Genomic DNA, 24,734 nt, shown 5'->3' on the forward strand with positions numbered 1-24,734 from the left:
TCTACATTTTCTCGTCGGCGTCGTCGTACTAATCACAGCCAACAATTCCCGACGGTGACGTCAGTAAAATCATGCGGGTAATCAGGTGGTGTGATTTTGCTGGTGGATTTAGGCGTGATTCGGAGCAGGGTTTCTATGTTGATTGTGCAGTGATATTGCGTCAGACCTTCGCTCATAATCGATTGGTCCGCAGTTCAAGTCTGCGAGGGGCCACCATATTCCGAAAGGCGTAGCAGGTTAATACCTACTACGCTTTTTTTGTATCTTATATCTTTGGGTACAATTTCGGTTGCGGTAACTCGTCATTAACCTCGTAATAGCTTTTCCTCTTCCCCTTTTCTTTAACTATTATCTGGCTTTCTATATGTAGCAATGAAACAAAATGTCCGCTCGTGATTTAAACCATTGACCCTCAGACAACTTCTGATAGGATGGACATACAAACGTATGGACGTCTAAAACAAAAAAATGGAGCTACAATGAAAAGTATTGGTCACTTAAAGAAACTAGCTTTGATTCTCACGGCAGTAGTCGGCTTAAGCGCTTGTGGAGAAAAAGATGACTCTGTCATTAAAGTGGGCGCGACAGTTGGGCCACATGCACAAGTAGTCGAGGCGGTAGCGAAGGAGGCAGCGAAGCAAGGTTTGAATGTCGAAGTCATTGAGTTTTCTGACTACGTGACACCTAATGCCGCTCTTAGCGATGGTAGCATCGATATTAATAGCTATCAGCACCAGCCATTTTTAGACAACTTCAACAGTAGCCATAACGCCCAATTAGTATCAATTGGTCAGTCCATTCTTATGCGTATGGGGCTTTATTCCAATAAGTATCGCTCACTGCAAGAGCTTCCAAACAATGCACGTATAGCGCTTCCAAATGACCCTACCAACGGTGGTCGTGGTCTGTTGCTACTCGCCGATGCAGGTTTAATTGAGCTGAAACAGGGTGTTGGCCATAAAGCCGCCCTAACTGATATCACAAAAAACGCAAAATCATTTGAATTTGTCGAGGTAGATGCCGCTCAGCTACCAAGAACATTAGATGATGTGGACGCGGCTGCGATTACAATGAACTACGTAATGTCTTCTGGTTTAGATCCGAAGAAACAAAGTATCTATCTTGAAGCAAAAGACGCCCCATTAGCAGTCATGGTCATCGCCACTCGTGACGCAGACAAAAATAATGAAGCGTATAAAAAGTTCGTTTCTATTTATCAATCTCAAGCGATTCGTGATTATCTCGATCGCACTTTCAAAGGCACAATCGAAGCAGCTTTTTAATCAATAAAGCAGCGAATACTTTGCCCCACGAATCAGATAGAAAAGAGGCTAATGTTTTCTCATAGCCTCTTCTTTTCATTACTCACTAAATCGACTCATTGTCGACTTTCAGCCTCTAACTTCATTGCCAAATAAGCTTGATCAGCAGAAACCAATTCAGGGCGGTTAATCAACTTCCAGAGGAAGTATGGTGGGATTAAAAATACGATGAAGTAGAGAGATTCATGGAAAAAAACATCGGCTATCGTTTGCTGATGCTCCCAAAGTGCCGTCAGTGCGAAGAGCTCTAACATCACGCCTAATACGCCAAAGACGACAGAGACAACAATCGCTAAACCCAGTAGTTCTCTAACAAAGTGCTTGTATGCCATGATACTAATTCCTTCTAGCAATAAGTCATACTAACTTACGCTCATAAGAAACAAGTGAGCTTGATTATTATCAAACTCACCTCATCACTGTTAAGAACTTAGTTTTATAAAAAAGTACTTGTATATAGCGTCAGCGAAGACTGATTTCCCTATCACAGAGCATAGATACCTCTACAAATAGAAGGTGATGGAACGACCAACTATTGACTATATGAGCGCAACTTTAATCAGATAAGTAATATTGAACCGTCGATACCACTCGTACTTTCTTAATGTAAGGCGTGTTGCTGTCTCGGTCATAAATCGAGAACTGCCCTTGAGTTGCACGTTTGATCTTACCCAGTGAACTCTGTGAGTCTTTCGCAAATTTCTCAGCCACTTCACGCGCATTCTTAGTCGCTTCTTCGATCATGTCTGGCTTCACATCATTCAGCTTAGTAAAGCTGTACTCAACACGATTTGCATAAGGATCTTGGTTAAGCAAAACACCTTGTTTTCCTAGCTCACCTATTTCATTGATTGCCGCTCGAACAACATCAACACTCTGGCTGTAAACCGTAACGGTTCGCGAGGCCAAATAACGATACTCAATGTCTTGCTCGCTCCCATATTGCTGTGCTTTTCTGTCAATGACCGCTGGGGAAGAAAGGGAAACGCTGGTTTCAGGAAGCCCTTTGGCACTTAGAAAGTCCAAAATCAAACGGGTTTGCTGGTCAATTTCATCAAACATGGCTCCCATATCATTACTCGCCAGAGTAAATTGAATCGGCCAAATCACCGTATCAGCAGGATACTCACGCTCCGACAAACCTTTTACTGTAACGACTCTTTCATAGGCTCGGTATTTCACCGCCGTCTGCTGCATAAAATAGCCAAGGATGCCAAGACCAAGTATCAAACTTAGCCCAATCCAAAGTGCTGCTTTATTGGAAACTCGTTCCATTATTTCCCCCTGATAAATATCAACTTAGCTTAATCTTTGTTCTAGATAAGATAGCCTATCTATTGTTTTAAGAGGGAGACATAACGCGAGTTTTGATTCATAGCACAGTGATATACCGTTTTCTTTAGTCAATAAAGCTTCATTAGTTTGTCACCAAAGGCTCATGCTTTTGCCTCTGAACTGTCATCTGTAATTTCTACTATCCAATCAGCAACTTGTACGCTGAGGTAAATATGGATAGTTCAACCCCTTTTCGTCTCCCTCGTAAAACGCCGTTTGGCATTGGTGAAAACGTTGCTGAATGGGCAACCGGTTTAAACCAACTTGATAAGTTCTACGCTCAACGCCCCGTTAATGCCGATATCAAAACTTTTCTCCGCTTCACGCTGGATATCTTAGGTATCGATTATCGCATTGCTCATGGTTCACTCGACTCAGTACCTAAACAAGGAGCTACCGTCATTGTGGCGAACCACCCGCTTGGTTGTGTGGAAGGCGTCATCTTGGCCGAACTCTTGTTGATGGTACGAGACGATATCCAAATTCTAGCCAATCAATACCTGAAAACCGTACCAGAGTTAGATCAGCTCTTCATTGGTGTCGATGTGTTTGAAGGCAGAGACGCCGTCAAATCGAATATGAAGGCCCTCAGAGCGGCTAATAAACACCTCGCAAGTGGCGGCTTATTGCTTGTCTTTCCTGCCGGTGAGGTTTCCCAGTTAGTCGATGCCAAACAGCAACGCTTGGAAGACAAAGCGTGGAGTCGAAGCGTAAGTAGCCTGATCCGCAAAAACAAAGCAACGACAGTTCCAGTATTCATCAGTGGTCAGAACTCGAAACGCTTCTATATGGCAGGGAAAATCCATCCACTTTTGCGTACCCTAATGCTCGGGCGGGAGCTACTGAACAAACATGCACAAACCATCAACTTGTCTTTTGGCCAAGCGATTAAATTCAAAGAGCTCAACACACTTAACGATGATCAAGTGGTGAACTATTTGCGGCTCAACACTTACTTGCTCAATCGTGAAACCCAATCAGTTAAGCCTTCTTCTTCATCAGAACTGCTCTCTCCAATAGCGGCAGGGTTACCCGTAGGCGAATTGCTTGAAGAGCTGAACAACTTACCAAAAGAGTCCAAGCTGCTAACAAGTGGTGAGTTCGATGTTTACTGCACGGAGTCGCAGAGTATCCCTTCCCTACTGCATGAAATTGGTCGCCTACGTGAGCTCAATTTCCGACAAGTTGGCGAAGGGACTGGACTAGCAATAGACATTGACCATTTCGATCATGATTACCTGCATCTGTTTGTGTGGGACAGAGAGAACCAATGCTTGGTGGGCGCGTATCGTTTAGGTCTGGTTGATCAACTGATTGAAAAGCGCGGCGTAGCAGGTCTGTATTCACGAACGTTGTTTAACTATGACCAACGCTTTATCGACCAAATGGGTAAATCCATTGAGATGGGGCGCTCTGTGATTGCACAGCAATATCAAAAGAGCATGAGCGCGCTACTGCTACTGTGGAAAGGCATCGCAACGTTCGTTCATCAAAACCCAGATTACACGCACCTATTTGGTCCGGTAAGCATTAGCAACGATTATAGCGATACTGCACGTCAATTACTGGCTCAATCAATGACACTGCACCACTACGACAACAATTGCGCAGAGTACGTCACACCTTCTAACCCACTTCCTGAGCACCACCGTGACTGGAACACCAGCATGCTCACTGCTCTGGGTGATTTACAGCTATTGTCACGTGTCATTGCCAGAATCGATGAAGGGAAAGGAGTGCCCGTTTTGCTGCGTCAGTACTTAAGCCTCAATGGCAAGCTGGTATGCTTCAACGTCGACCCTGCATTCAATAACGCTCTAGATGGATTGATTATGGTGGATTTGCGCGATGTTCAAGAAAAGACGTTGGCAAGGTATATGGGACGCGAGCAAGCTCATGACTACCTCGTCTATCATACTAATAGCAACGATGATTAAGAACAGTGATTAAGTAGAGAGTTGGGAATCACAAGAAGAACCGTGTGGCGACTCTCTTTATTTACCCTTTAATCAACTAATTAGGCGTGCTCCGTGAAGTGCGCCGAAAAGACTCTTATAGATACAATCTATCGAAAGATCTAGATAGCATTTATCTCACCAATTCCGTCACAAACTTTCACAAAAAACAAAAGCAGACCCAAGTCACACTTTAAATCCACCACAACTCAACACAAAACGTGATATTGATCATCGCAAGTATTTAATTCGAATTTCAAAAAAAATCAAAAGTGATCAAAGTCACAAAGTATTTTGATTTTAAATTTGTCAGAAGATCGGATTGATCACTAATATTTTTATTGACAGATTTAAAAGTGGCTTTTTGTTATTAAGTTACAAGTTAATAAGTTGAACTTGGTCACTTAAAAACCGTTTCTCAGCCTAAGAAATGCGGGCGTAGATCACGAAAAACCCGTTGTCAGTTCCAATTGGAAAATGTGTGGTAAATTGATTGGGTACTAAGCAATCAAACAAACGGTTTTGGCGAACCGTTTACTACAACAAGATTCATCAGAACATCGAACGGGGAATTGTTATGATATCACCAGATGCCAAGATCAAGATACAAAATTTTGGTCGTTTTCTGTCAAACATGGTAATGCCAAACATCGGCGCGTTTATCGCGTGGGGCTTTATCACTGCTCTATTTATCCCAACTGGATGGCTACCAAACGAAACGTTAGCCTCTATGGTTGGCCCAATGATTACCTACTTGCTGCCACTACTTATCGGTTACACCGGTGGTAAATTAGTTGGTGGCGATCGTGGTGCGGTAGTCGGTGCAATCACAACAATGGGTGTGATTGTCGGCACAGACATCCCAATGTTTATGGGGGCAATGATGGTCGGCCCAATGGGCGGCTGGGCTATCAAGAAATTCGATAACTACATCGATGGTAAAGTAAAAAGTGGCTTCGAGATGTTGGTTAACAACTTCTCTGCGGGCATCATCGGCATGCTATGTGCGATCCTTGCTTTCATCTTTATCGGTCCATTCGTAAAAATTCTTTCTGGTGGCTTGGCGGCCGGCGTTAACTTCCTAGTTTCTGCTCACCTACTACCACTGACTTCAATCTTCGTTGAACCTGCGAAGATCCTTTTCCTAAACAATGCGATCAACCACGGTATTTTCTCTCCACTGGGTATCCAGCAAGCGTCTGAAACAGGTCAGTCGATCTTCTTCCTAATCGAAGCAAACCCAGGTCCTGGTCTAGGTATCCTGCTAGCTTACATGGTGTTTGGTAAAGGTACGGCTCGTCAAACTGCAGGTGGTGCATCAATCATCCACTTCTTCGGCGGTATCCACGAGATTTACTTCCCATACATCCTAATGAACCCTCGCCTAATCCTTGCGGCTATCGCAGGTGGTATGACTGGCGTATTCGTTCTAACTATCTTTAACGCAGGTATCGTTTCTCCAGCATCACCAGGTTCAATCTTTGCAATCTTGTTGATGACTCAGAAAGGCTCAATCGTTGGTGTTCTAGCGTCTATCGCAGCAGCAACAGGCGTGTCATTCGCCGTAGCAGCACTGCTAATGAAGACTCAAACGTCAACAGAAGAAGACGGTGATGAAGCAGCACTAGAAAAAGCAACATCACAAATGAAAGACATGAAATCTGCATCTAAAAACGATGCGGTGGTAAACAGCCAAAGCAAAGGTGACGTAGACCTAGCGACAGTACAAAGCATCATTGTCGCTTGTGATGCGGGCATGGGCTCGAGTGCAATGGGCGCGAGCATGCTACGCAAAAAGGTTCAAGACGCAGGTCTGAACATCCACGTAACCAACCTTGCCATTAACAGCTTACCAGAGAGTGCAGATATCGTGATTACTCATAAAGACTTAACGGATCGTGCACGTAAGCATGCTCCAAACGCACACCACATTTCATTGACTAACTTCCTAGACAGCGAGATGTACAACCAGCTAGTCACCAAACTACTAGCAGCGCAAAACCAATCCGCAGCCAATGACGACCAAATGGTAAAAGTTTCGCTCGTGGCAGCAAACGACGACAACTTCGAGCCACAGCAAACGTCGGTGTTCCAAATCCAGCGTGAAAACATTCACCTAGGTTTGAAAGCTGCCAACAAAGAAGAAGCGATTCGCTTCGCGGGCAACAAGTTGGTCGAACTTGGCTACGCAGAACCAGAATACGTAGACGCGATGTTTGAGCGTGAAGCATTGGTTCCAACTTACCTAGGCGAATCTATCGCAGTGCCTCACGGCACGGTAGAAGCGAAAGACCGCGTGAAGAAAACCGGCATTGTAATCTGCCAATACCCATCGGGTATCCAATTTACTGAAGACGACGATGATGTAGCGAAACTGGTTATCGGCATTGCCGCTAAGAACGATGAGCACATCCAGGTGATTACCACCATTACGAACGCGCTCGATGAGCCGGAGGCAATTGAGAAGCTAACCAGCACCAACGATGTGGAAGAGATTCTGAACATCCTTGGCGGTCAACAAGCGGCTTAATTACCCCTTTAATTTGCTCCTGAGGCAAATGAGGTCAGCTGTCACCCCCTATGCGGTTGGCCTCCCCCTAGTTTCGTAAGTCAACATTTTAGACATTGGTAGGTAAGAATTATGAAAAACGCAGTTCATTTTGGCGCAGGTAACATTGGTCGTGGCTTCATCGGAAAACTCTTAGCAGATGCAGAAGTCGAGGTCACATTTGCAGACGTTGACGCTCCACTCGTCGACCAACTGAGTCACAAGCAAGAATACAAAGTAAAAGTGGTCGGTACTGAGTGCCAAATCGACACAGTAACTCACGTCACCGCGGTAAACTCAGCCAGTGAAGATGTCATTGACCGCATTGTAAAAACCGACTTGGTCACAACAGCGGTTGGCCCTAACGTACTGGACATCATTGCAAAAACCATCGCTACCGGCATTGCTAAGCGCTTTGCAGCAGGTAACGATAAGCCATTGAACATCATCGCGTGTGAAAACATGGTTCGTGGCACCACACACCTAAAAGGTGAAGTGTACAAACACTTGGATGAATCATTGCACGCGAAAGCAGACGAATTGGTTGGCTTTGTCGATTCAGCGGTAGACCGCATCGTGCCACCAGCAGAAGCAGCGAACGATGACCCACTAGAAGTGACGGTAGAGAGCTTTAGCGAATGGATTGTGGATGAGCAGCAATTCAAGGGCGAAATCCCTGACATAGCTGGCATGGAAAGAACCAACAACCTAATGGCATTCGTAGAACGCAAGCTATTCACTCTCAATACAGGCCACTGCATTACCGCTTACCTAGGTTGCTTGAAAGGCCATCGCACCATTCGTGAAGCAATTGAAGACCCTAGCATTCACGCTGAAGTAAAACAGGCGATGCAAGAGAGTGGTGAAGTGCTGATCAAACGCTACGGCTTCGACCGTGACATGCACAACGCCTACATCGAGAAGATTTTAGGACGCTTTGCCAACCCATACTTAGTGGATGAGGTGGATCGCGTAGGTCGTCAACCAATTCGAAAATTGGGTGCAAACGATAGATTAGTGAAGCCTTTACTCGGTACAATTGAGTATGGCACTGAAAATCAAACACTTTTGAAAGGCATTGCCGCTGCGTTGAAGTACACTAACGACACTGACCCACAAGCCGTAGAGCTACAAAACTCATTAAAAGAAGTGGGTGTGAAGAAGACGCTAGCGACATACACAGGTCTTGCAGAAGACAGTGCTGAAGTGGCTCAAATCGAGACACTTTACAACCAACTTTGATTTACCTAGGGGAGCTCGGCTCCCCTTCTATGCCCTTCTCTGCTTGAAGAGTTGGGATAGCTAATAATTAGAAATGTATTCAGTATATGGCAGATAACATCAACGAAACCGAGATCATTGAGCGATTAAACAGCGCCCCATCGGTACGAGGCTTTTTCATTGCAGCAGTCGACGTTTTTAACGATTCGATCGACGGGTTGGTGCAAAGAATCTTTCGTAAAGATAACTTCGCTGTTCAATCGGTTGTCGGTCCGCTGCTACAAGACTCTGGACCGCTGGGCGATCTGTCTGTTCGTTTGAAGTTATTGTTTGGCTTGGGGGTGCTCCCCGATGACATTTACCACGACATCGAAGACATCATCAAACTCAAAAACCAACTCAATAATGACGCTTCAGATTACGAATTCACTGACCCGAATATTCTAGAACCAATTAAGAAACTGCACTTGGTGAAGAAAATGGGCATGGTACAACTGGAAGTCAGCGAACCAGATGACGACATCGACCTTGAGTTTTATCAGCTACAACTGCAACGTCAACAACAAATCATTAAGTCAGGGCTCTCACTTGCCATTGTCGAGATTTGCAATGAGCTCGGCAAAGACAGCCCTTTTTAATCGAAAAACTGGCAAGGAAGCCTCCTCAACTCGCCCCTCTTTTGGCACATTCTTCTATACAACGTGCGTGAAAGCCATCACAGTCCATATTCCGATGTCTCTGTAACATCAGACCAATCTATCGCTAGTATTGAAACGGTATCGCATGCTTTCAATCGAAGACACTAAAACTAAGTGGGAGTTTTTCCAGAAACACCACTGGGTATCTCCAGAATTTTCCCGCACTCCCGTCCTCGAGTCGTGGGAGCGTTGCATAAAGCAATGCAGCCCTTACACCTGGTCAAAACCACATATTGCCTCTGGATTTACCTTCTCATCTCTAATGAAGCGCAACGAACATCTCATCGAATGCGCCACGACCGTACTTGAAGACACTTACGACATGCTAGGGGACGAAGACCTGGTATTGATGGTAACCGATGGCAACGGCTGTATTCTCTCCACCGTCGGGCACGACTCTATGCGACAAGAGATGCAAACGCTCGGCATAAAACAAGGCTGTTTTCTCTCCGAAGGAAAGATAGGCACAAATGCAGTCAATCTCTGTATCAATACTCATATCCCGTGTGAAGTTTTTGCCGCCGAACATTTCAATCGCCACTTGCACTCTTATGCCTCTGTAGCGGCGCCTGTTTTTGACCAATTTGGCAAATTACGCGGTACAACATGCCTTTTCAGAAAAGCGGAAAGCTATAAGAAAGAAGACTTAGTCATCATCGCGTCGAGCGCGAAAGAAGTCAGCTTGCAAATCCACATTCAGTCGGAACAAGAAAACATGAACCGCCTCACTTGTGCGCATAACGCAACGTTAGAGTGCATGGATGACGGCCTTCTGGCCTGGGATGAAGAAAGCCGTATAACAATGGTAAATCACCAGTCCGAGCGCTTGTTAAACATTGAAGCCAGTCAGGTCTTGGATAAAGAAGTCTTTTCTGTTTTACGCTTCCCACCGAATGTCCTTACTAGTATTGAGTCAGGTGCGAGCATAAACCGTAAACTCACAACGGTAGAGGTTCGTGGCGAGTTTGTTGAGGCGATCATCACCTTGCGTCCACTCAATGACGGCACACACTTATTGTTCTTGCACCCTATCGATAAAATTCGCGAACTTGCTCAACAACAAATAGGTGGCAGTGCGCGCTATACGTTCAGCACTTTGCCCGTCATTTCACGAAAAATGAAGCATGTCATTACCGTGGCAAAACGGGCCATAAAGTCCAAATCACCGATTCTAATTACGGGTGAAGAAGGTGTAGGAAAAGCCACTCTCGCCATGGCGATTCATAACGAAAGCACCTACAAAGAAGGGCCGTTCATTACGCTCAACTGCCGCTCCATCAATACAGAGCAACTGGTCAAAGAAACCCTGGGGTATGACGAAGGGCAAGGCATGCCTTCAAAGTTTGAGCTCGCCCATGGCGGTACGCTCTTTTTAGAAAAGGTGGAATATCTGTCGCCCGATTTACAAGCCGTGCTACTTAAGTTGTTAAAAACTGGGCTCGTCAGCCGCAGCGACAGTTTGCGATTGATCCCCGTAGATTTTCAACTTATTACCAGCACCGCTTCAGAGATCAGCGAGTATGTCACTCAGCGCTCATTTGGTCGGCAACTTTATTATGAAATCTCCTCGAACGAGCTGCATATTCCACCACTACGAAAGCGTAAAGAAGACATTGAATTTCTCGTCCAGCAACTTATCAGCCATTATGAACGCCGCCACAATGTGACGATCTCGATAGAGCCAGTCGCACTGGAAGCGTTGATGAATTTTCGTTGGTCAGGCAACAACTCTGAATTAAGAAATCGAACTGAGCGAATTTTGCTTAACCGCAGTTCCAACTTAATCAAGCTGAACGATATTCCTGAAGACATTAAACTGAATTCTCGCCATACCGCAGAAAATACGCCAGTAATCACGTTAGAAGAAGCCGAGAGAAGAGCGATTGTTCAGGCTTGGAATCAGTGTGATGGCAAAATGCATGATATGGCGAAAGCATTGCAAATTGGCCGCACGACCTTATGGAGAAAAATTAATAAGTTTGGGCTGCAGGAGCAAATGAAGCTGTATTAAGTCGTGAATTGGCGTTCCTATAACAAAAGTAAAACCGGCGTAAGCACGCCGGTACAGGTGTACTAACGATAAGGTATCGATTAAACATCGACAGACAACTGACGAATCTGCGCTTTTAGTCCCGGTAGCATGCTCGAACTGGCGCTGAATTTTCGCAACCCCACGCGGAGCAATGTTTCTGTGGCATTTGGATCGCCAGCCATCTCACCACACATACTAACCGGTATGCCCGCGCGATCGCCTGCTGCACACGTGAGCTCAATGGCTTTTAGTACCGATGGTTCAAAGTAGTTCACCAATTCAGCAACAGCGGCGTTACCTCGATCGGCAGCCATAACATATTGAGTCAAATCATTGGTGCCGATAGAGAAAAAGTCGACTTCTCGAGCTAACGCATCAGCATTCAACACCGCGGCTGGCACCTCAATCATAATACCAACGCGCAAATGAGTCGCATCCAAGCCGAGTTGGTTTGCTTGATGCGCCAACAGCACTTTTACTTTTCTCACTTCTTCAACCTGAGCCACCATCGGTATCATCAATTGAATATTCGGTTGCTCGTGAAAGGCTCTCAGAATGGCTCGAAGTTGAGCGGTAAACAATGACTCATGTTGAAGACACAACCGCACCCCTCTCAAACCTAAAAATGGATTATCTTCTGCTGGCATAGGATAAGCGGCTAAAGGCTTGTCACCGCCAACATCTAGACTACGAATCGTAAGTGGCTTATCACCAAGTGCGGCGGCAATATCACGATACACTTGGTATTGCGCTTCCTCAGTTGGCAACTCATCACTGTTTTGAAATAGAAACTCAGTCCGAAATAGACCAACGCCCTCAGCTCCTGATGTTAGTGCATCATCAATATCTTTCGGTCCACCAATATTGGCGAGTACTGGAATATGGACACCATCACAGGTGACTGCGGCTTGCTGAGCACTCGCTAATGCACGTTGTCGGATGCTTTGCCACTCAATTTGCTGAGCTTCTAATTCCTGCTGTACGGCATCTGAAGGAGAGAACCATAAATGCCCTCGGAAGCCATCAATAGTCACCACTTGACCAGCACGCACAGCATCAAGGCAGCCCTGAGCTTTAACGATGGCAGTAATCCCCATCGCACGAGCAAGAATCGCACTGTGAGAGGTTTTCCCTCCCTCACTCAAACAGATACCAAGCACTTTCGATTTATCAAGCCCGGCCACATCAGAAGGCATCAGGTCGCGGGCCAACAAAATACTCGGTTCCTGAATGTCGATGGCATTAGGCGTTACGCCTGTCATTTCGACCATAACTTGGCGTGCGATATCATGTACATCTGCTTCGCGTTCCCGCATGTACTGACTTTCTGCCTGGCGAAACTCTTCGGCCAACGTTTGCAGTGATTCTACCCAAGCTTGCTCGGCTATCATGCCCGTTTGAATTCGCGACTCGACCGATGCCCATAATTCTGGGTCACTGAGCATCATGCTATGAGCAGCAAATATTTCCCCTTTCGGCTGCTTCGCTTGCTCCTGCAAATGTTGAACAACCACGCCTATCGCACGCTTAACCCGTTCAATTTCATCTTGTTCACTTTGGAAATCACGTTCAGGCACAGCTGGCATTTCATGAGTAAAAAGGACAGCAGGAGCAGTAGCGATACCGTCATTAACTCGAATACCAACAACAGCACCTTCAATCTGACTTGAGGCCATGCCATCGAGCAGAGTATCCGAGCTTTCTTCAGGTTCGACAATGCCTTGCTCAACCGCCTCTTTTTCTCCGAAGTGCTCATAAGCTAAGGCTTCAAATGCCTTGATTGCTTCACTGGATTGAGAGCCGAGTGCGCACAGCGTGATCGTCTCTTGACTACGAACGCCAAGTTTCGCAATGCTGTTTAAGCTTTTCGCGTTCACACGGCGCTCGCCTTTTTTCAACCATAATTGGCAGTCAAAAGGCGCGAGTGTACCAACAATGGCCGCAGCGGGACGAGCATGTAATCCATGCGGATTTTGCACCACCCAATCAAATGTCCGTTCTTGCTCAAAGTTCTCTGATACTGGCGCTATCTCAGCGGATGTTAGTGGCTGATCACCAAGGTGCTCTTGTTTTACGCTTAACGCATTCTGTGCCTCTTCGACTACCGTCGATAAAGGCAGTCCGGCGGCGGCAGCCACCGACGCCGCCATGGTTCCTTCAACAATAGGTGCCGAGATAAGGGTGACATTTTCCCTCACATGATCATCAATCAGATCCAGAGCCATTTCCGTGCTAAGCAACGCGCTGCCAAGATCCATCAACACAACAACCCCTTGTTGACCTTGTACCTGCTCAATCGCTTCCATCACGGCAATGGCATCGGTTCCGATCGGGTTCTCTGGATCATCAATCCCAGCCGCAATCGCAAGCTTGGCTTTGCCTTGCGTCATTTGGGTGGCAAGTTCGGCCACCCCTTCTGCAAGTCGACGACTATGAGATACGACTACAATTCCCACCATCTTAATTACCTGCTATTGCCTGCTGTAGTGCTTTAATCATTAACAAAGAAGAGGTTGCACCGGGATCTTGGTGACCAATACTACGTTCCCCCAGATAGCTTGCTCGCCCTTTTTTCGCCAACATTTCAATCGTGGCAACCGCGTTCGTTTCTGCTAGCTCAACCATTTCATTCAGTAAGTGATCGGCGCTCATGCCATTTTCTAACGACGCCTTCACGCTAACTAAAACGGGTAACCAAACATCACACATGGTTTTATCACCCAGTTCCGCTTTACCACGAGACACCACGCCATCCACACCGCTTTTTAGTGCATCCACTAACTCTTCAAACGTTAATTGCTCTCGAGTTCCGACAGCGGCAGCCGTACGAATAAACAGCGTGCCATACAGCGGGCCACTTGCCCCACCGACACTAGAAAGCAAGGTCATGCCCGTATTCTTGAGAATGCTGCCGATATTTTGGTCCGCAAATTGCGGCAGTTTTTCAGCAACTTTTTTAAAGCCACGGCTCATATTGAGACCGTGGTCGGCGTCACCAATATCACGATCAAGGTCGGTCAGAAAATCTTGATTCTCTTGATACGTTTTTGCACATAACTCTAGCCAGTGAACGATATGTTGTTTTTCAATTTGCATGTTTGCTCTCCCCTGTTACCACTTGATCGCGGCCGTATCGACAGGAGCATCAAACAGCTCCAACATCTCTTTGTCTGCCTTCAGCAACGTAATCGAAACGCCTTCCATATCGAGTGACGTACAGAAGTTGCCAACCATATTACGCACGATACGGAACCCTGCTTGCTCGCAGTTATGAGCCAGACGGCGGTACACTCCGTAAAGCTCTGAAGTTGGCGTACCACCCATACCATTCACCATCACGATGTAGTCATGTTCAGCGACGAAAGGCTCAATGCTGGATTCCACTTCATCCCATTCACCTTCGTCACGATTCCAAATACGCAATGTGCGCTGATAAGGTGTGTTTTCAGCAACTTCAGCAAACATTTCATCCACTAACGTATCGACGTCAGTGTATTTCACTCGCTTGATACCTGGTTCACCATGGATACCAACACCAAACTCCACTTCATCATCTTCCAGAACAAAAGATGGTTTACCTGCTGCGGGTACAACACAAGCATTAAGCGCCACGCCAAATGAACGACAGTGATTATTAACGCGACGAGCCAGTGCTTCACATTGCTCCAACGAATAACCTTTGCTCGCGGCAGCCCCAACTAACTTTTCAACCAATACCGTTCCAGCTACGCCACGGCGACCAGCGGTATACAGGCTGTCTTTGACTGCAACATCGTCATCCACCAACACCGACCCAACTTTGATGCCATCGGTATGAAGCAGCTCCACAGCCGTTTCAAAGTTCAACACGTCTCCGGTGTAGTTTTTAATGATAAATAGCACGCCTTCACCAGTATTCACTTGGTTGCCACATTCGTACATTTGATCTGGCGTTGGTGAAGTAAATACCTCTCCAGGGCAGGCGCCTGTCAGCATGCCTTTACCAATAAAACCTGCGTGCAAAGGTTCATGACCACAGCCACCACCAGAAACCAATGCCACTTGCCCCGGCGTTTCCTCATGCCACATGTAACGAGGTTCGTAGTTCGCTTTTAGCTCAGGGCGGGACAATGCCAGGCCTTCCATTTGCTGCAATACAACATCATCAACTTGGTTAATTAATTTTTTCATCGTTCTATCTCATTCCATTTATATTTTTATGTAGGGTATGAATTCATCTTAAACAGAGAAAAAGCGTGCTCAACAAAAATCAATCCGTTTCATATTGAAACGAAATCTTCGGCATTTTTGTTTCAATATGAAACGTAAAACGACAAATTTTCCTGAATAGTGATCGTCGCCATAAAGCATGCTGATGCTTATTACTTCTGACAGTCGGTTTGACACAGAGGTCATAAAAGCATGGAACAAAAGCAGAGATATCCTTCACCACTTACCACACCAAACCTAATATAAACCTTATCCCTACAATGGATATTCATTGCAGTCCAAAACACACATAAAAAGGTTAAAGGTTTGAATTATGGACAAAATTATTATCAGCCCAAGCAAATACGTCCAAGGTGAACAAGTACTTACATCTATCGCTCACTATGTGAAAACATTGGGTGAACGTCCGTTAGTAATTGCCGATGAGTTCGTGACTAACCTGGTTGGTGATGACGTCAAGCAAAGTTTTGCTGACGAAAAGCTTCCACTCACTATGAACATTTTTGGTGGCGAATGTTCGCGCGTTGAGATTGAACGCATCACGGACATTTGTGCGACTCAAAAACACGATGTCATTGTCGGTATTGGTGGTGGTAAAACGTTAGATACAGCAAAGGCTGTTGCGTTTTACACCAAAATTCCTGTCGTGGTGGTTCCTACCATTGCCTCGACAGATGCACCAACCTCAGCGCTTGCGGTGATATACACACCTGAAGGTGAATTTGCAGAATATTTGATGATCCCTAAAAACCCAGACATGGTCATCATGGATACGTCAGTCATCGCCAAAGCCCCTGTTCGCTTACTTGTATCGGGGATGGGCGACGCGCTTTCCACCTACTTTGAAGCTCGTGCCAACATGACTTCTGGTAAGGCAACAATGGCTGGTGGGTTAGCGACGCGTTCAGCACAAGCGCTTGCGAAACTTTGCTATGAAACCTTGCTTGAAGATGGTGTAAAAGCAAAAGCTGCGGTAGAAAATGGTGTGAGCACCAAAGCGGTAGAAAACATTATTGAAGCCAATACATACCTAAGCGGTATCGGTTTTGAAAGCAGTGGTCTAGCGGGTGCTCACGCTATTCATAACGGCCTAACTAAGCTTGAAGAGTGTCATCATCTCTATCATGGTGAGAAAGTCGCGTTCGGCACACTAGTTCAGCTGGTACTAGAAAACGCAGCGATGGAAGAGATTAATACGGTTCTTGCATTCTGCCGCTCTGTAGGTCTACCAACCAACTTATTTGATATGGGCGTTAAAGAGCTTAACCACGCTAAGTTGCGCGAGGTCGCCGAAGCCTCAACGGCCGAGGGAGAAACCATCCACAATATGCCATTCCCAGTGACGGCAGAAAATGTCTACTCTGCAATTCTAACCGCTCACCAGTTGGGTCAATAACTCACCCCCTTAAAGTGGGCTTAAATAAAAAAGCGGCACATACTCTCGCATGTGCCGCTTGGATTTTTGCTGTTAAGCGTAATTACTCAACCGTTACCGCTTTCGCCAGGTTACGTGGTTGGTCTACGTCCGTACCTTTGATCAGTGCTACGTAGTAAGACAGCAATTGCATTGGGATGGTGTAGTAGATCGCCGCCGTGATTTCACTAACGTGAGGCATCGTGATGATCTTCATTGTTTCATCGCCTTCGAAGCCTGCGTCTGCATCTGCGAATACATACAGAAGACCGCCACGCGCACGCACTTCTTCAACGTTTGATTTTAGCTTTTCAAGTAGGTCGTTGCTTGGTGCAACCACAACAACAGGCATGTCAGCATCAATTAGAGCCAGAGGACCGTGTTTTAGTTCACCCGCCGCGTACGCTTCTGCGTGGATGTAAGAGATCTCTTTCAGTTTTAGAGACGCTTCCATCGCGATTGGGTAGAACTCGCCACGGCCTAGGAACAATGTGTGGTGCTTGTCTGCAAAATCCGTTGCTAGTGCTTCAATTTCTTTCTCGAAAGAAAGTGCCGCGTTGATTTGCTTAGGAAGTGCGTGTAGCGCTTCAACAATCTCTTTTTCTTTCTCTTTGCTAATGCGACCTTGCTCTTTACCCAGTGCCGTTACCAACATAAGTAGTGCAGAAAGTTGAGTCGTGAACGCTTTGGTTGAAGCCACACCGATTTCAACACCAGCGCGAGTCATGAACGCAAAATCTGATTCACGAACCAGAGAAGAGCCCGCTACGTTACAGATGGTCATCGCCGCCATGTAACCTTTCTCTTTTGCTAGGCGAAGTGCTGCTAGGGTATCAGCGGTTTCACCAGACTGAGACAACGTGATCAATAGGCTGTTTGGACGAGTCACAAACTTGCGGTAACGGAATTCAGACGCAATTTCTACATCACAGCTAACGCCTGCAATGTCTTCAAACCAGTAACGTGCCGTCATACCTGCGTTGTAAGACGTACCACACGCCACGATTTGTACGTGTTCTACTTTGCTTAGAATGTCTGCCGCGTGCACACCGATCGCGTCTGTCACAACAGAGTCTGCCGTGATACGACCTTCCATTGTGTTGATCAACGCTTTAGGTTGCTCATAGATTTCTTTTTGCATGAAGTGACGGTATTGGCCTTTATCACCTGCATCATGCTCTGCGTTAGATTCAACAATTTCACGCTCAACTGGCTCACCCGTTGCATCAAACACAGTGACTTCACGGCGAGTAATTTCTGCTACGTCACCTTCTTCTAAGTACATGAAACGGCGCGTAACGTTAAGTAATGCAAGTTGGTCAGACGCTAGGAAGTTTTCACCTACACCAAAACCGATCACGATCGGGCTGCCTGAACGCGCTACTACGATGCGTGAAGGATCTTTGCGATCCAACGCTACCGTGCCGTATGCGCCTTCAAGTTGTTTTGCTGTTTTTTGTACCGCTTCTAATAACGTTTCTGAAGTACGAAGTTCCCACTCAACCATGTGTGCGATAACTTCTGTATCCGTTTGCGATTCAAACACGTAGCCACGAGATTGAAGCAGCTCACGCAGCTCTTCATGGTTTTCGATGATGCCGTTATGTACCACTGCGATATCACCAGACATGTGTGGGTGAGCATTGATTTCAGAAGGTTCACCGTGCGTCGCCCAACGAGTGTGCGCAATACCAGTTCCGCCGATCACTTTTGCTTCTTCTACTGCATCAGCCAATTCTTGTACTTTACCCAAGCGACGAACGCGCGTTAGGTTTGATTCGCCATCAACAACCGCAACGCCAGCAGAGTCGTAACCGCGGTACTCTAAGCGGCGTAGACCTTCAACCAAAATTTCTGCAACATCTCGTTGTGCTACTGCACCTACGATTCCACACATGTGTTTATCTCCGTTTGTAGTTTTGTTCTTCCCTAGCCATGATTTCAAATAGAGGCAGCAAGCAAAGGCCTTTATCCAGAGGGAAGTGAAATATGAAACTGATTACATTATTAGGCGCAAATGACTTTCACGCCATGTTGTTCAATCTGTACTTTATGCTCTGCTTGGATATCTGCATCGGTCACCAACACATCAACTTGATGCCAAGCGAGCTCTAAGTTTGGGATCTTACGGCCGATTTTTTCGGACTCGATCATTACGATCACTTCACGTGACGCTTCTGCCATTACCTTACTTAAGCCAACCAATTCATTAAATGTCGTGGTTCCACGCTCGAGATCGATGCCATCCGCACCGATGAATAGTTGGTCAAAGTCGTAAGCTCGTAATACAGATTCGGCTACTTTGCCTTGAAAGGACTCTGAGTGCGTATCCCAAGTACCGCCAGTCATCAGCAGTGTCGGTTCGCTCTCTAATTCATTAAGAGCGTTAGCAACATGCAACGAGTTGGTCATGACCACTAAGCCACGTTTATCATTCAACTGTTGAATCAGCGCGGCAGTCGTGCTGCCACTGTCGATCACGATGCGATTATGATCGCGAATCAATGATGCTGCTGCTTTTGCTAAGCTTAACTTTCGAGTCGAAACATTAGCGCCCAATTCTTCGTGAATGACTTCCTTTGGGATAGCAATCGCACCGCCATAGCGGCGTAGAAGTTGGCCGTTTTTCTCTAAAGAAGCTAAATCCTTTCTAATCGTGACCTCTGAGGTTTCGAATTTCTGAGCAAGTTCATCAACGCTGACTTCTCCTAGTTCAGAAACCAAGTTAGAAATGGCGTGTCTTCTTAATTGAGTATTTCGTTTCGACATTTAAGTTTTGATTTTAAGTTTCGATGTGAAACTTATTATAGTCAAACCGAAACTTTTAAGTCCATTTATTTCGATCCAAAAAATTAATATTTCTCGATAAAACCTTGTCCTAAGACAATTCTTAAACAGTGATATTGGATTCATTCAGTGGTAGAATTCGCCACCGAAAAGAAAAAAAATTACAGAATTGAAGGCTATTTTTTTGCAACTTTCTGCATATAAAGTGGGATTAGTCACAAAAAGGTAACCAAAATCGCCGATCTTTTAGTCATAAAATGACTAAACTTGGTGAAAGACTTTCAGAATCTGAAGTTCTAATAATGAGACGAAAAATCGGTGGGTGACAGGTACTAAATGTCATCAAAAACGTCCTGACTTCAGAGTAAATAACCGACTTTCAAATTGTAACTATACTTACCGGAGAGTATCTTCCATGAAAAAGACCAAAATCGTATGTACGATTGGCCCTAAAACAGAATCTGTAGAGAAGCTAACTGAACTAGTTAACGCAGGCATGAACGTAATGCGCCTTAACTTCTCTCACGGTGACTACGAAGAACACGGCACTCGTATCGCGAACTTCCGTAAAGTAATGGAAGCTACTGGCAAACCACTAGCAATTCTTCTAGATACTAAAGGTCCAGAAATCCGCACTATCAAGCTAGAAGGCGGTAACGATGTTGATCTAGTAGCAGGTCAAGAATTCACTTTCACAACTGACACTTCAGTTGTAGGTAACAAAGATAAAGTTGCAGTAACTTACGCTGGTTTCGCAGCAGACCTAAACGTAGGTAACACTATCCTAGTAGACGACGGTCTAATCGAGATGGAAGTTATCTCTAAGACTGAAACTGAAGTTAAATGTAAAGTTCTTAACAACGGTGCACTAGGCGAAAACAAAGGTGTTAACCTTCCTGGCGTTTCTGTAAACCTACCTGCACTATCTGAAAAAGATAAGAACGACCTTAAGTTTGGTTGTGAGCAAGGCGTTGACTTCGTAGCAGCTTCTTTCATCCGTAAAGCGTCTGACGTTCAAGAAATCCGTGAAGTACTTGCTGCAAACGGCGGCGAGAACATCCACATCATCTCTAAGATCGAAAACCAAGAAGGTGTTGATAACTTCGACGAGATCCTAGAGCTTTCTGACGGCATCATGGTTGCTCGTGGTGACCTAGGTGTTGAAATCCCAGCTGAAGAAGTAATCTTCGCTCAGAAAATGATGATCGAGAAGTGTAACCGTGCACGTAAGATGGTTATCACTGCAACTCAAATGCTTGATTCTATGATCAACAACCCACGTCCTACTCGTGCGGAAGCAGGCGACGTTGCTAACGCAGTAATGGACGGTACTGACGCAGTAATGCTTTCTGGTGAAACGGCGAAAGGTAAATACCCTGTTGAAGCGGTAACTATCATGGCTCAAATCGCGAACCGTACTGACTCAGCGCTAAAAGCTGAACTAGGTTCTCGTCTAGACAGCCCACGTCTTCGTATCACTGAAGCAGTATGTAAAGGCGCTGTAGACACAGCTGAGAAACTAGCTGCTCCACTTATCGTTGTTGCAACTGAAGGCGGTAAGTCTGCACGTTCAGTACGTAAGTACTTCCCAACTGCAAACATTCTAGCGCTAACAACTAACAAGAAAACTGCTGCACAGCTAGTTCTAACTAAAGGTGTTACTCCTGTAGTTGTTGATTCAATCGAAAGCACTGACGCATTCTACGTAGCGGGTAAAGAACTTGCTCTAGAATCAGGTCTAGGTAACAAAGGCGATATCGTTGTTATGGTTTCTGGCGCTCTAGTTGCTTCAGGTACTACGAACACAGCTTCTGTACACGTGCTATAAGACTGAACTTTTAACACTTCAGTTTCTTGAGAAGGAGGGCTTATGCCCTCCTTTTTTATATGGCTTTCTTGCTCTCATAATAGGCTAATTGTATTATTTACCTCTATCAGAATTTCGTACTGTTTAATTTTATCGTCACGATTAAAGTTTCTATGAGGTGTATGTGTCTAGTCCCACTCTTACCGACAAAGTATTAAGAATGATCCGTCAGGATATTCTCGATGGCGAGCTTAAACCAGGTCAAAAACTCGTGGTTGCCGAACTCAAAGAGAAGTACAACGTAGGAGCGTCACCCATTCGAGAAGCATTGGTGCAATTATCTTGGAGCAAGTACGTCAAACTCGAGCCGCAAAAAGGCTGCTGGGTTGCACCTGTATGTAAAGATGAGTTACATGACTTGTACGAAAGCCTGCAAATGGTCTCCGCATACTTACTCAGTAAGGCAATTATGATTGGCGATGAAAAATGGGAACTGGATGTACTAACTGCTTATCACAAGTTATCCCGAGTAAAACCTGGCGAAAGCTTTTGTTGGAGGGAATGGGAAGAGCGCCAAAATCAGTTTCTTACTGCGCTGTTTGAAGGTGCTGGCTCTGTCAATATGTTTGGGTTTTTCCGCGATCTACTCACGCAAATTAAACGCTACCAATACTTCGCGATGCAGATTTTAGGCACAGGGAACCCTGGGCACTGTAATCTCGATGAGCAAGAAATACTGATGAAGGCATCGCTAGACAAAAAGAGTCAGGATGCTTTAGGTTATCTAGAGCGTTATTTGAGACAGTCAATACAGTGTATCGAAGCCGCCATCGACAACCAATGTCGCATACTGGCTAGCGAATAACGCTGAGACTAAAAAGCGGGGGTCTATCCCCGTTTTTTCGTTTTTGTAAAAGCACTAAGCAATATCATCATAACTATGACATAGCGATACGCAGTTACGCCCTGCACTTTTTGACTCATACAAAGCAATATCAGCACATTTATACGTTCTTGTACGATCAGAGGTTAAATCACTATACCCAGCACTGACAGTAATGCCTCTATCACTACGCATTTGAACCGCGACACGTAGCCTGTTCAATACAATTTCAGCCTCTTCTAGTGTTGTATGCGGCATAATCACTGCAAATTCCTCACCACCGACACGAGATACAAAGTCTGTGCTGCGGACTTCTTCTAGGAGGGTTTCTGCGACACTACAAATCACCTTGTCTCCTTCGTCGTGGCCAAGCTCGTCATTAATACGTTTAAAGTGGTCAATATCAAACAACGCCAAACAAGCAGGAGGGCTATCAGGATAGCGTTCAATAATCCCCGCATATTGCGCCAATTGCTCTTCAAATTTTCGGCGGTTCCACAACCCCGTCAAGCCATCTTTTTCGCTTAGGTTTCGTAATTTTTCTTCTAACTCTTTTTGCCCAGAGATATCCACCAGCGACGTAATGTAATAACTCACTTTACCTGACTTGGTTAAATTCGCCTGAATACGCATTATTGCAGTAAAGACTTGATTAAACTTAGTTCGACAACGAATCTCCCCTTCCCATACGTGTTCACTCTTCAGTGTTTTCCAGATACTCAGGTTTGCTTCGAGATCTTCAGGTAAGAGAATTAAATGATGTGCACTCCAACCTTGGGCATGCTTGGTTGAGTAACCCATCATGTTTTCAAACTCTTGATTAACCATGATGATTCTATGTGAAGCATCCGAGATCATCACCGCAGTCATACCATCAAGAGCAGCTCGAGCCAACTTCGATTCCATACTATGACGCCGATAATGCAGAGCAAGGGCTGCCGTCGGCAAAGTGAAGCCGAGCACCAAACTTAAAACAAAAAACGCTTCTTGGATTAAGTCATCAATATCCCTCTGAGCTCGGGATAATAACTGCTCATTGGTAAGATCAATAACCAGATGAAGAGGTTCGCTAGAAACAAACTGGATGGTGCGATACGCGACCAAATTCGAACCATTGTAAGCATAGCCCGAATCTTTTGAATTTAAACTACGCCAAATGTTTGGGTACATCCGGCCAAAATTAAATTGAGAGCGAGCGGGAATTATATGGCCATACAAACGAGCTGATTTAGGGCTATCAATGTAAAATCCGTCACTCTTAATCAGCTCAATATGGAAATCAAGCACTGACGAATAGTTGAGTCGAGAGGATAAATAGTCAATATCAACATTAAGCACAAGATACCCTTCGCGCTTTCCGTTAAGCGAAATAGGCATCAAAATACGCAGTGACGGGCTATAGGGATAGACTAACTCGCCATACTCTCGTTCTAAACCTATCCCCCACGAAGCGATTTCGCCATCGTCTAAGTTCTTAGCGAATTGAAAGTAATCTCGCTCTGACTTATTTTGCAATTTGATCGCGGGCAACGCAGCGCCTGTTTCAATCTCATAATTAATCCTAACTTTTTCTCGACCAGAAACATCAAGAAAGCGAATTTGCTTATACAACTTTTGATTGATTGCGACCGAGATCCACATGTCTTCTAAGATGGAACGGTTCACCCGGTTAGGTTGGCGCAGATATTCATACAGACTTTGGCTGTGACCAAGTAGGTCACTGATCGTTTCGATTTGATCCTGAATATTGCTGTATTCACGGCCAGTATAGGCCAATTGATGTAACGCTTCTTGAGCGGTGTTCTCAACATTGTTTTCTAACAACGTCAGATATTTCTGATAGTAGTAAGCGGCAGTGAGTGCACTAAAAAATAGTGCTGTCGCCAATAAGGTGCCGACTCGCTTAGGTACTTTCACACGTCTAATGCCTATCATGCTTACTAAAACGACAATTATATCATTAATTGTTATTTTCTAAACAAAAAAGCCACTTAGATTAAGTGGCTTTTCTATATGCAATCAGAGAGTTAAGGTTTGAGGGCTCGCTCTCCTCGCGCAATGCCAACGACACCACTACGAGCAACTTCGACAACCTCGGTCACTTCGGATATCGCTTGAATGAAGGCATCTAGCTTTTCACTCGTACCCGCAAGTTGTACGGTGTATTGAGAAGCCGTGACATCCACGATCTGGCCACGAAAGATGTCTGCCGTCCGCTTCACTTCTGCTCGCGCAAAACCACTGGCTTTCACTTTCACCATCATCAGTTCACGTTCAATGTGCTCATACTCGGTGACTTCTTGTACTTTCAGCACATCGATCAATTTGTGTAACTGCTTCTGAATTTGTTCCAACTGCATCTCATCAGATGTCGTGGTAATGTTCATTCGCGACAGGGTTTCATCATCAGTCGGTGATACCGTCAAAGATTCAATGTTGTAACCACGTTGAGAGAACAAACCAACAACACGAGACAACGCACCCGGTTGGTTTTCCAATAGCAATGAAATAATGTGTCTCATA

The 24,734-nt window shown here is 45.3% G+C and carries 18 protein-coding genes; 9 read left to right on the forward strand and 9 right to left on the reverse strand.

Features of this window, described 5'->3' with window-relative positions; genetic code table 11:
- The first annotated feature begins 479 nt into the window (after positions 1-479).
- Entirely contained in the window at positions 480-1,283 is an 804-nt protein-coding gene (locus R8N28_RS13585; RefSeq protein ID WP_017633488.1) for a MetQ/NlpA family ABC transporter substrate-binding protein, read from the forward strand.
- Between the two features lie 95 nt (positions 1,284-1,378).
- Here R8N28_RS13585 and R8N28_RS13590 read toward each other — a convergent pair whose 3' ends face one another.
- Both R8N28_RS13590 and R8N28_RS13595 read right to left on the reverse strand, forming a co-directional pair.
- A complete protein-coding gene (locus R8N28_RS13590) occupies positions 1,379-1,654 on the reverse strand; it encodes a hypothetical protein (RefSeq protein ID WP_005379716.1) in 276 nt (91 codons plus the stop codon).
- 223 nt (positions 1,655-1,877) lie between these two features.
- A complete protein-coding gene (locus R8N28_RS13595; protein ID WP_005379714.1) occupies positions 1,878-2,597 on the reverse strand; it encodes an SIMPL domain-containing protein in 720 nt (239 codons plus the stop codon).
- 233 nt (positions 2,598-2,830) lie between these two features.
- Between R8N28_RS13595 and R8N28_RS13600 the strand changes: the two genes are divergently transcribed.
- The 5 genes from R8N28_RS13600 to dhaR all read left to right on the forward strand — a co-directional run bounded on the left by R8N28_RS13600 (position 2,831) and on the right by dhaR (position 11,090).
- Positions 2,831-4,594 (forward strand): lysophospholipid acyltransferase family protein, encoded by a 1,764-nt coding sequence (locus R8N28_RS13600; protein ID WP_170893671.1) that lies wholly within the window; start codon positions 2,831-2,833, stop codon positions 4,592-4,594.
- A gap of 595 nt (positions 4,595-5,189) precedes the next feature.
- On the forward strand, positions 5,190-7,142 hold the full coding sequence (locus tag R8N28_RS13605) for a PTS mannitol transporter subunit IICBA (protein ID WP_005379710.1): 1,953 nt from the start codon (positions 5,190-5,192) through the stop codon (positions 7,140-7,142).
- A gap of 111 nt (positions 7,143-7,253) precedes the next feature.
- Positions 7,254-8,402 (forward strand): mannitol-1-phosphate 5-dehydrogenase, encoded by a 1,149-nt coding sequence (locus R8N28_RS13610; protein ID WP_062730758.1) that lies wholly within the window; start codon positions 7,254-7,256, stop codon positions 8,400-8,402.
- 86 nt (positions 8,403-8,488) lie between these two features.
- Complete coding sequence (locus R8N28_RS13615; protein WP_206959309.1) at positions 8,489-9,019, forward strand: MltR family transcriptional regulator; 531 nt, start codon at positions 8,489-8,491, stop codon at positions 9,017-9,019.
- A gap of 145 nt (positions 9,020-9,164) precedes the next feature.
- A complete protein-coding gene (gene dhaR, locus R8N28_RS13620; RefSeq protein ID WP_262635426.1) occupies positions 9,165-11,090 on the forward strand; it encodes a dihydroxyacetone kinase operon transcriptional regulator DhaR in 1,926 nt (641 codons plus the stop codon).
- A gap of 80 nt (positions 11,091-11,170) precedes the next feature.
- Here the strand turns inward: dhaR and ptsP are convergent, their stop codons facing one another.
- The 3 genes from ptsP to dhaK are packed head-to-tail and all read right to left on the reverse strand — an operon-like array spanning position 11,171 to position 15,281.
- The gene (gene ptsP / locus R8N28_RS13625) at positions 11,171-13,570 is read right to left on the reverse strand and encodes a phosphoenolpyruvate--protein phosphotransferase (protein WP_262635427.1); all 2,400 of its coding nucleotides are present in this window, start codon (positions 13,568-13,570) and stop codon (positions 11,171-11,173) included.
- A gap of 1 nt (position 13,571) precedes the next feature.
- The gene (gene dhaL / locus R8N28_RS13630) at positions 13,572-14,207 is read right to left on the reverse strand and encodes a dihydroxyacetone kinase subunit DhaL (RefSeq protein WP_258457429.1); all 636 of its coding nucleotides are present in this window, start codon (positions 14,205-14,207) and stop codon (positions 13,572-13,574) included.
- Between the two features lie 15 nt (positions 14,208-14,222).
- On the reverse strand, positions 14,223-15,281 hold the full coding sequence (gene dhaK, locus R8N28_RS13635; protein ID WP_258457430.1) for a dihydroxyacetone kinase subunit DhaK: 1,059 nt from the start codon (positions 15,279-15,281) through the stop codon (positions 14,223-14,225).
- A 352-nt stretch (positions 15,282-15,633) separates the two neighbouring features.
- Here dhaK and R8N28_RS13640 point away from each other — a divergent pair, with 352 nt between their 5' ends.
- Positions 15,634-16,716, forward strand: coding sequence for a glycerol dehydrogenase (locus tag R8N28_RS13640; RefSeq protein ID WP_005379703.1), 1,083 nt, complete (start codon positions 15,634-15,636; stop codon positions 16,714-16,716).
- 82 nt (positions 16,717-16,798) lie between these two features.
- Here the strand turns inward: R8N28_RS13640 and glmS are convergent, their stop codons facing one another.
- Complete coding sequence (glmS, locus tag R8N28_RS13645; protein ID WP_033906046.1) at positions 16,799-18,631, reverse strand: glutamine--fructose-6-phosphate transaminase (isomerizing); 1,833 nt, start codon at positions 18,629-18,631, stop codon at positions 16,799-16,801.
- Positions 18,632-18,741: 110 nt separating this feature from the next.
- Positions 18,742-19,503: a DeoR/GlpR family DNA-binding transcription regulator gene (locus tag R8N28_RS13650; RefSeq protein WP_005379701.1), complete on the reverse strand. Its 762-nt coding sequence runs from the start codon at positions 19,501-19,503 to the stop codon at positions 18,742-18,744.
- A 433-nt stretch (positions 19,504-19,936) separates the two neighbouring features.
- Between R8N28_RS13650 and pykF the strand changes: the two genes are divergently transcribed.
- Positions 19,937-21,349 (forward strand): pyruvate kinase PykF, encoded by a 1,413-nt coding sequence (pykF, locus tag R8N28_RS13655; protein ID WP_005392243.1) that lies wholly within the window; start codon positions 19,937-19,939, stop codon positions 21,347-21,349.
- 157 nt (positions 21,350-21,506) lie between these two features.
- On the forward strand, positions 21,507-22,193 hold the full coding sequence (locus R8N28_RS13660; RefSeq protein ID WP_206959325.1) for a GntR family transcriptional regulator: 687 nt from the start codon (positions 21,507-21,509) through the stop codon (positions 22,191-22,193).
- Between the two features lie 54 nt (positions 22,194-22,247).
- Here the strand turns inward: R8N28_RS13660 and R8N28_RS13665 are convergent, their stop codons facing one another.
- On the reverse strand, positions 22,248-24,128 hold the full coding sequence (locus R8N28_RS13665; protein WP_005379698.1) for a GGDEF domain-containing protein: 1,881 nt from the start codon (positions 24,126-24,128) through the stop codon (positions 22,248-22,250).
- Between the two features lie 110 nt (positions 24,129-24,238).
- Positions 24,239-24,733, reverse strand: coding sequence for an acetolactate synthase small subunit (gene ilvN, locus R8N28_RS13670; RefSeq protein ID WP_005379697.1), 495 nt, complete (start codon positions 24,731-24,733; stop codon positions 24,239-24,241).
- Position 24,734: the final 1 nt, after the last annotated feature.

The sequence above is a fragment of the Vibrio sp. Vb1554 genome (genome assembly GCF_033344235.1).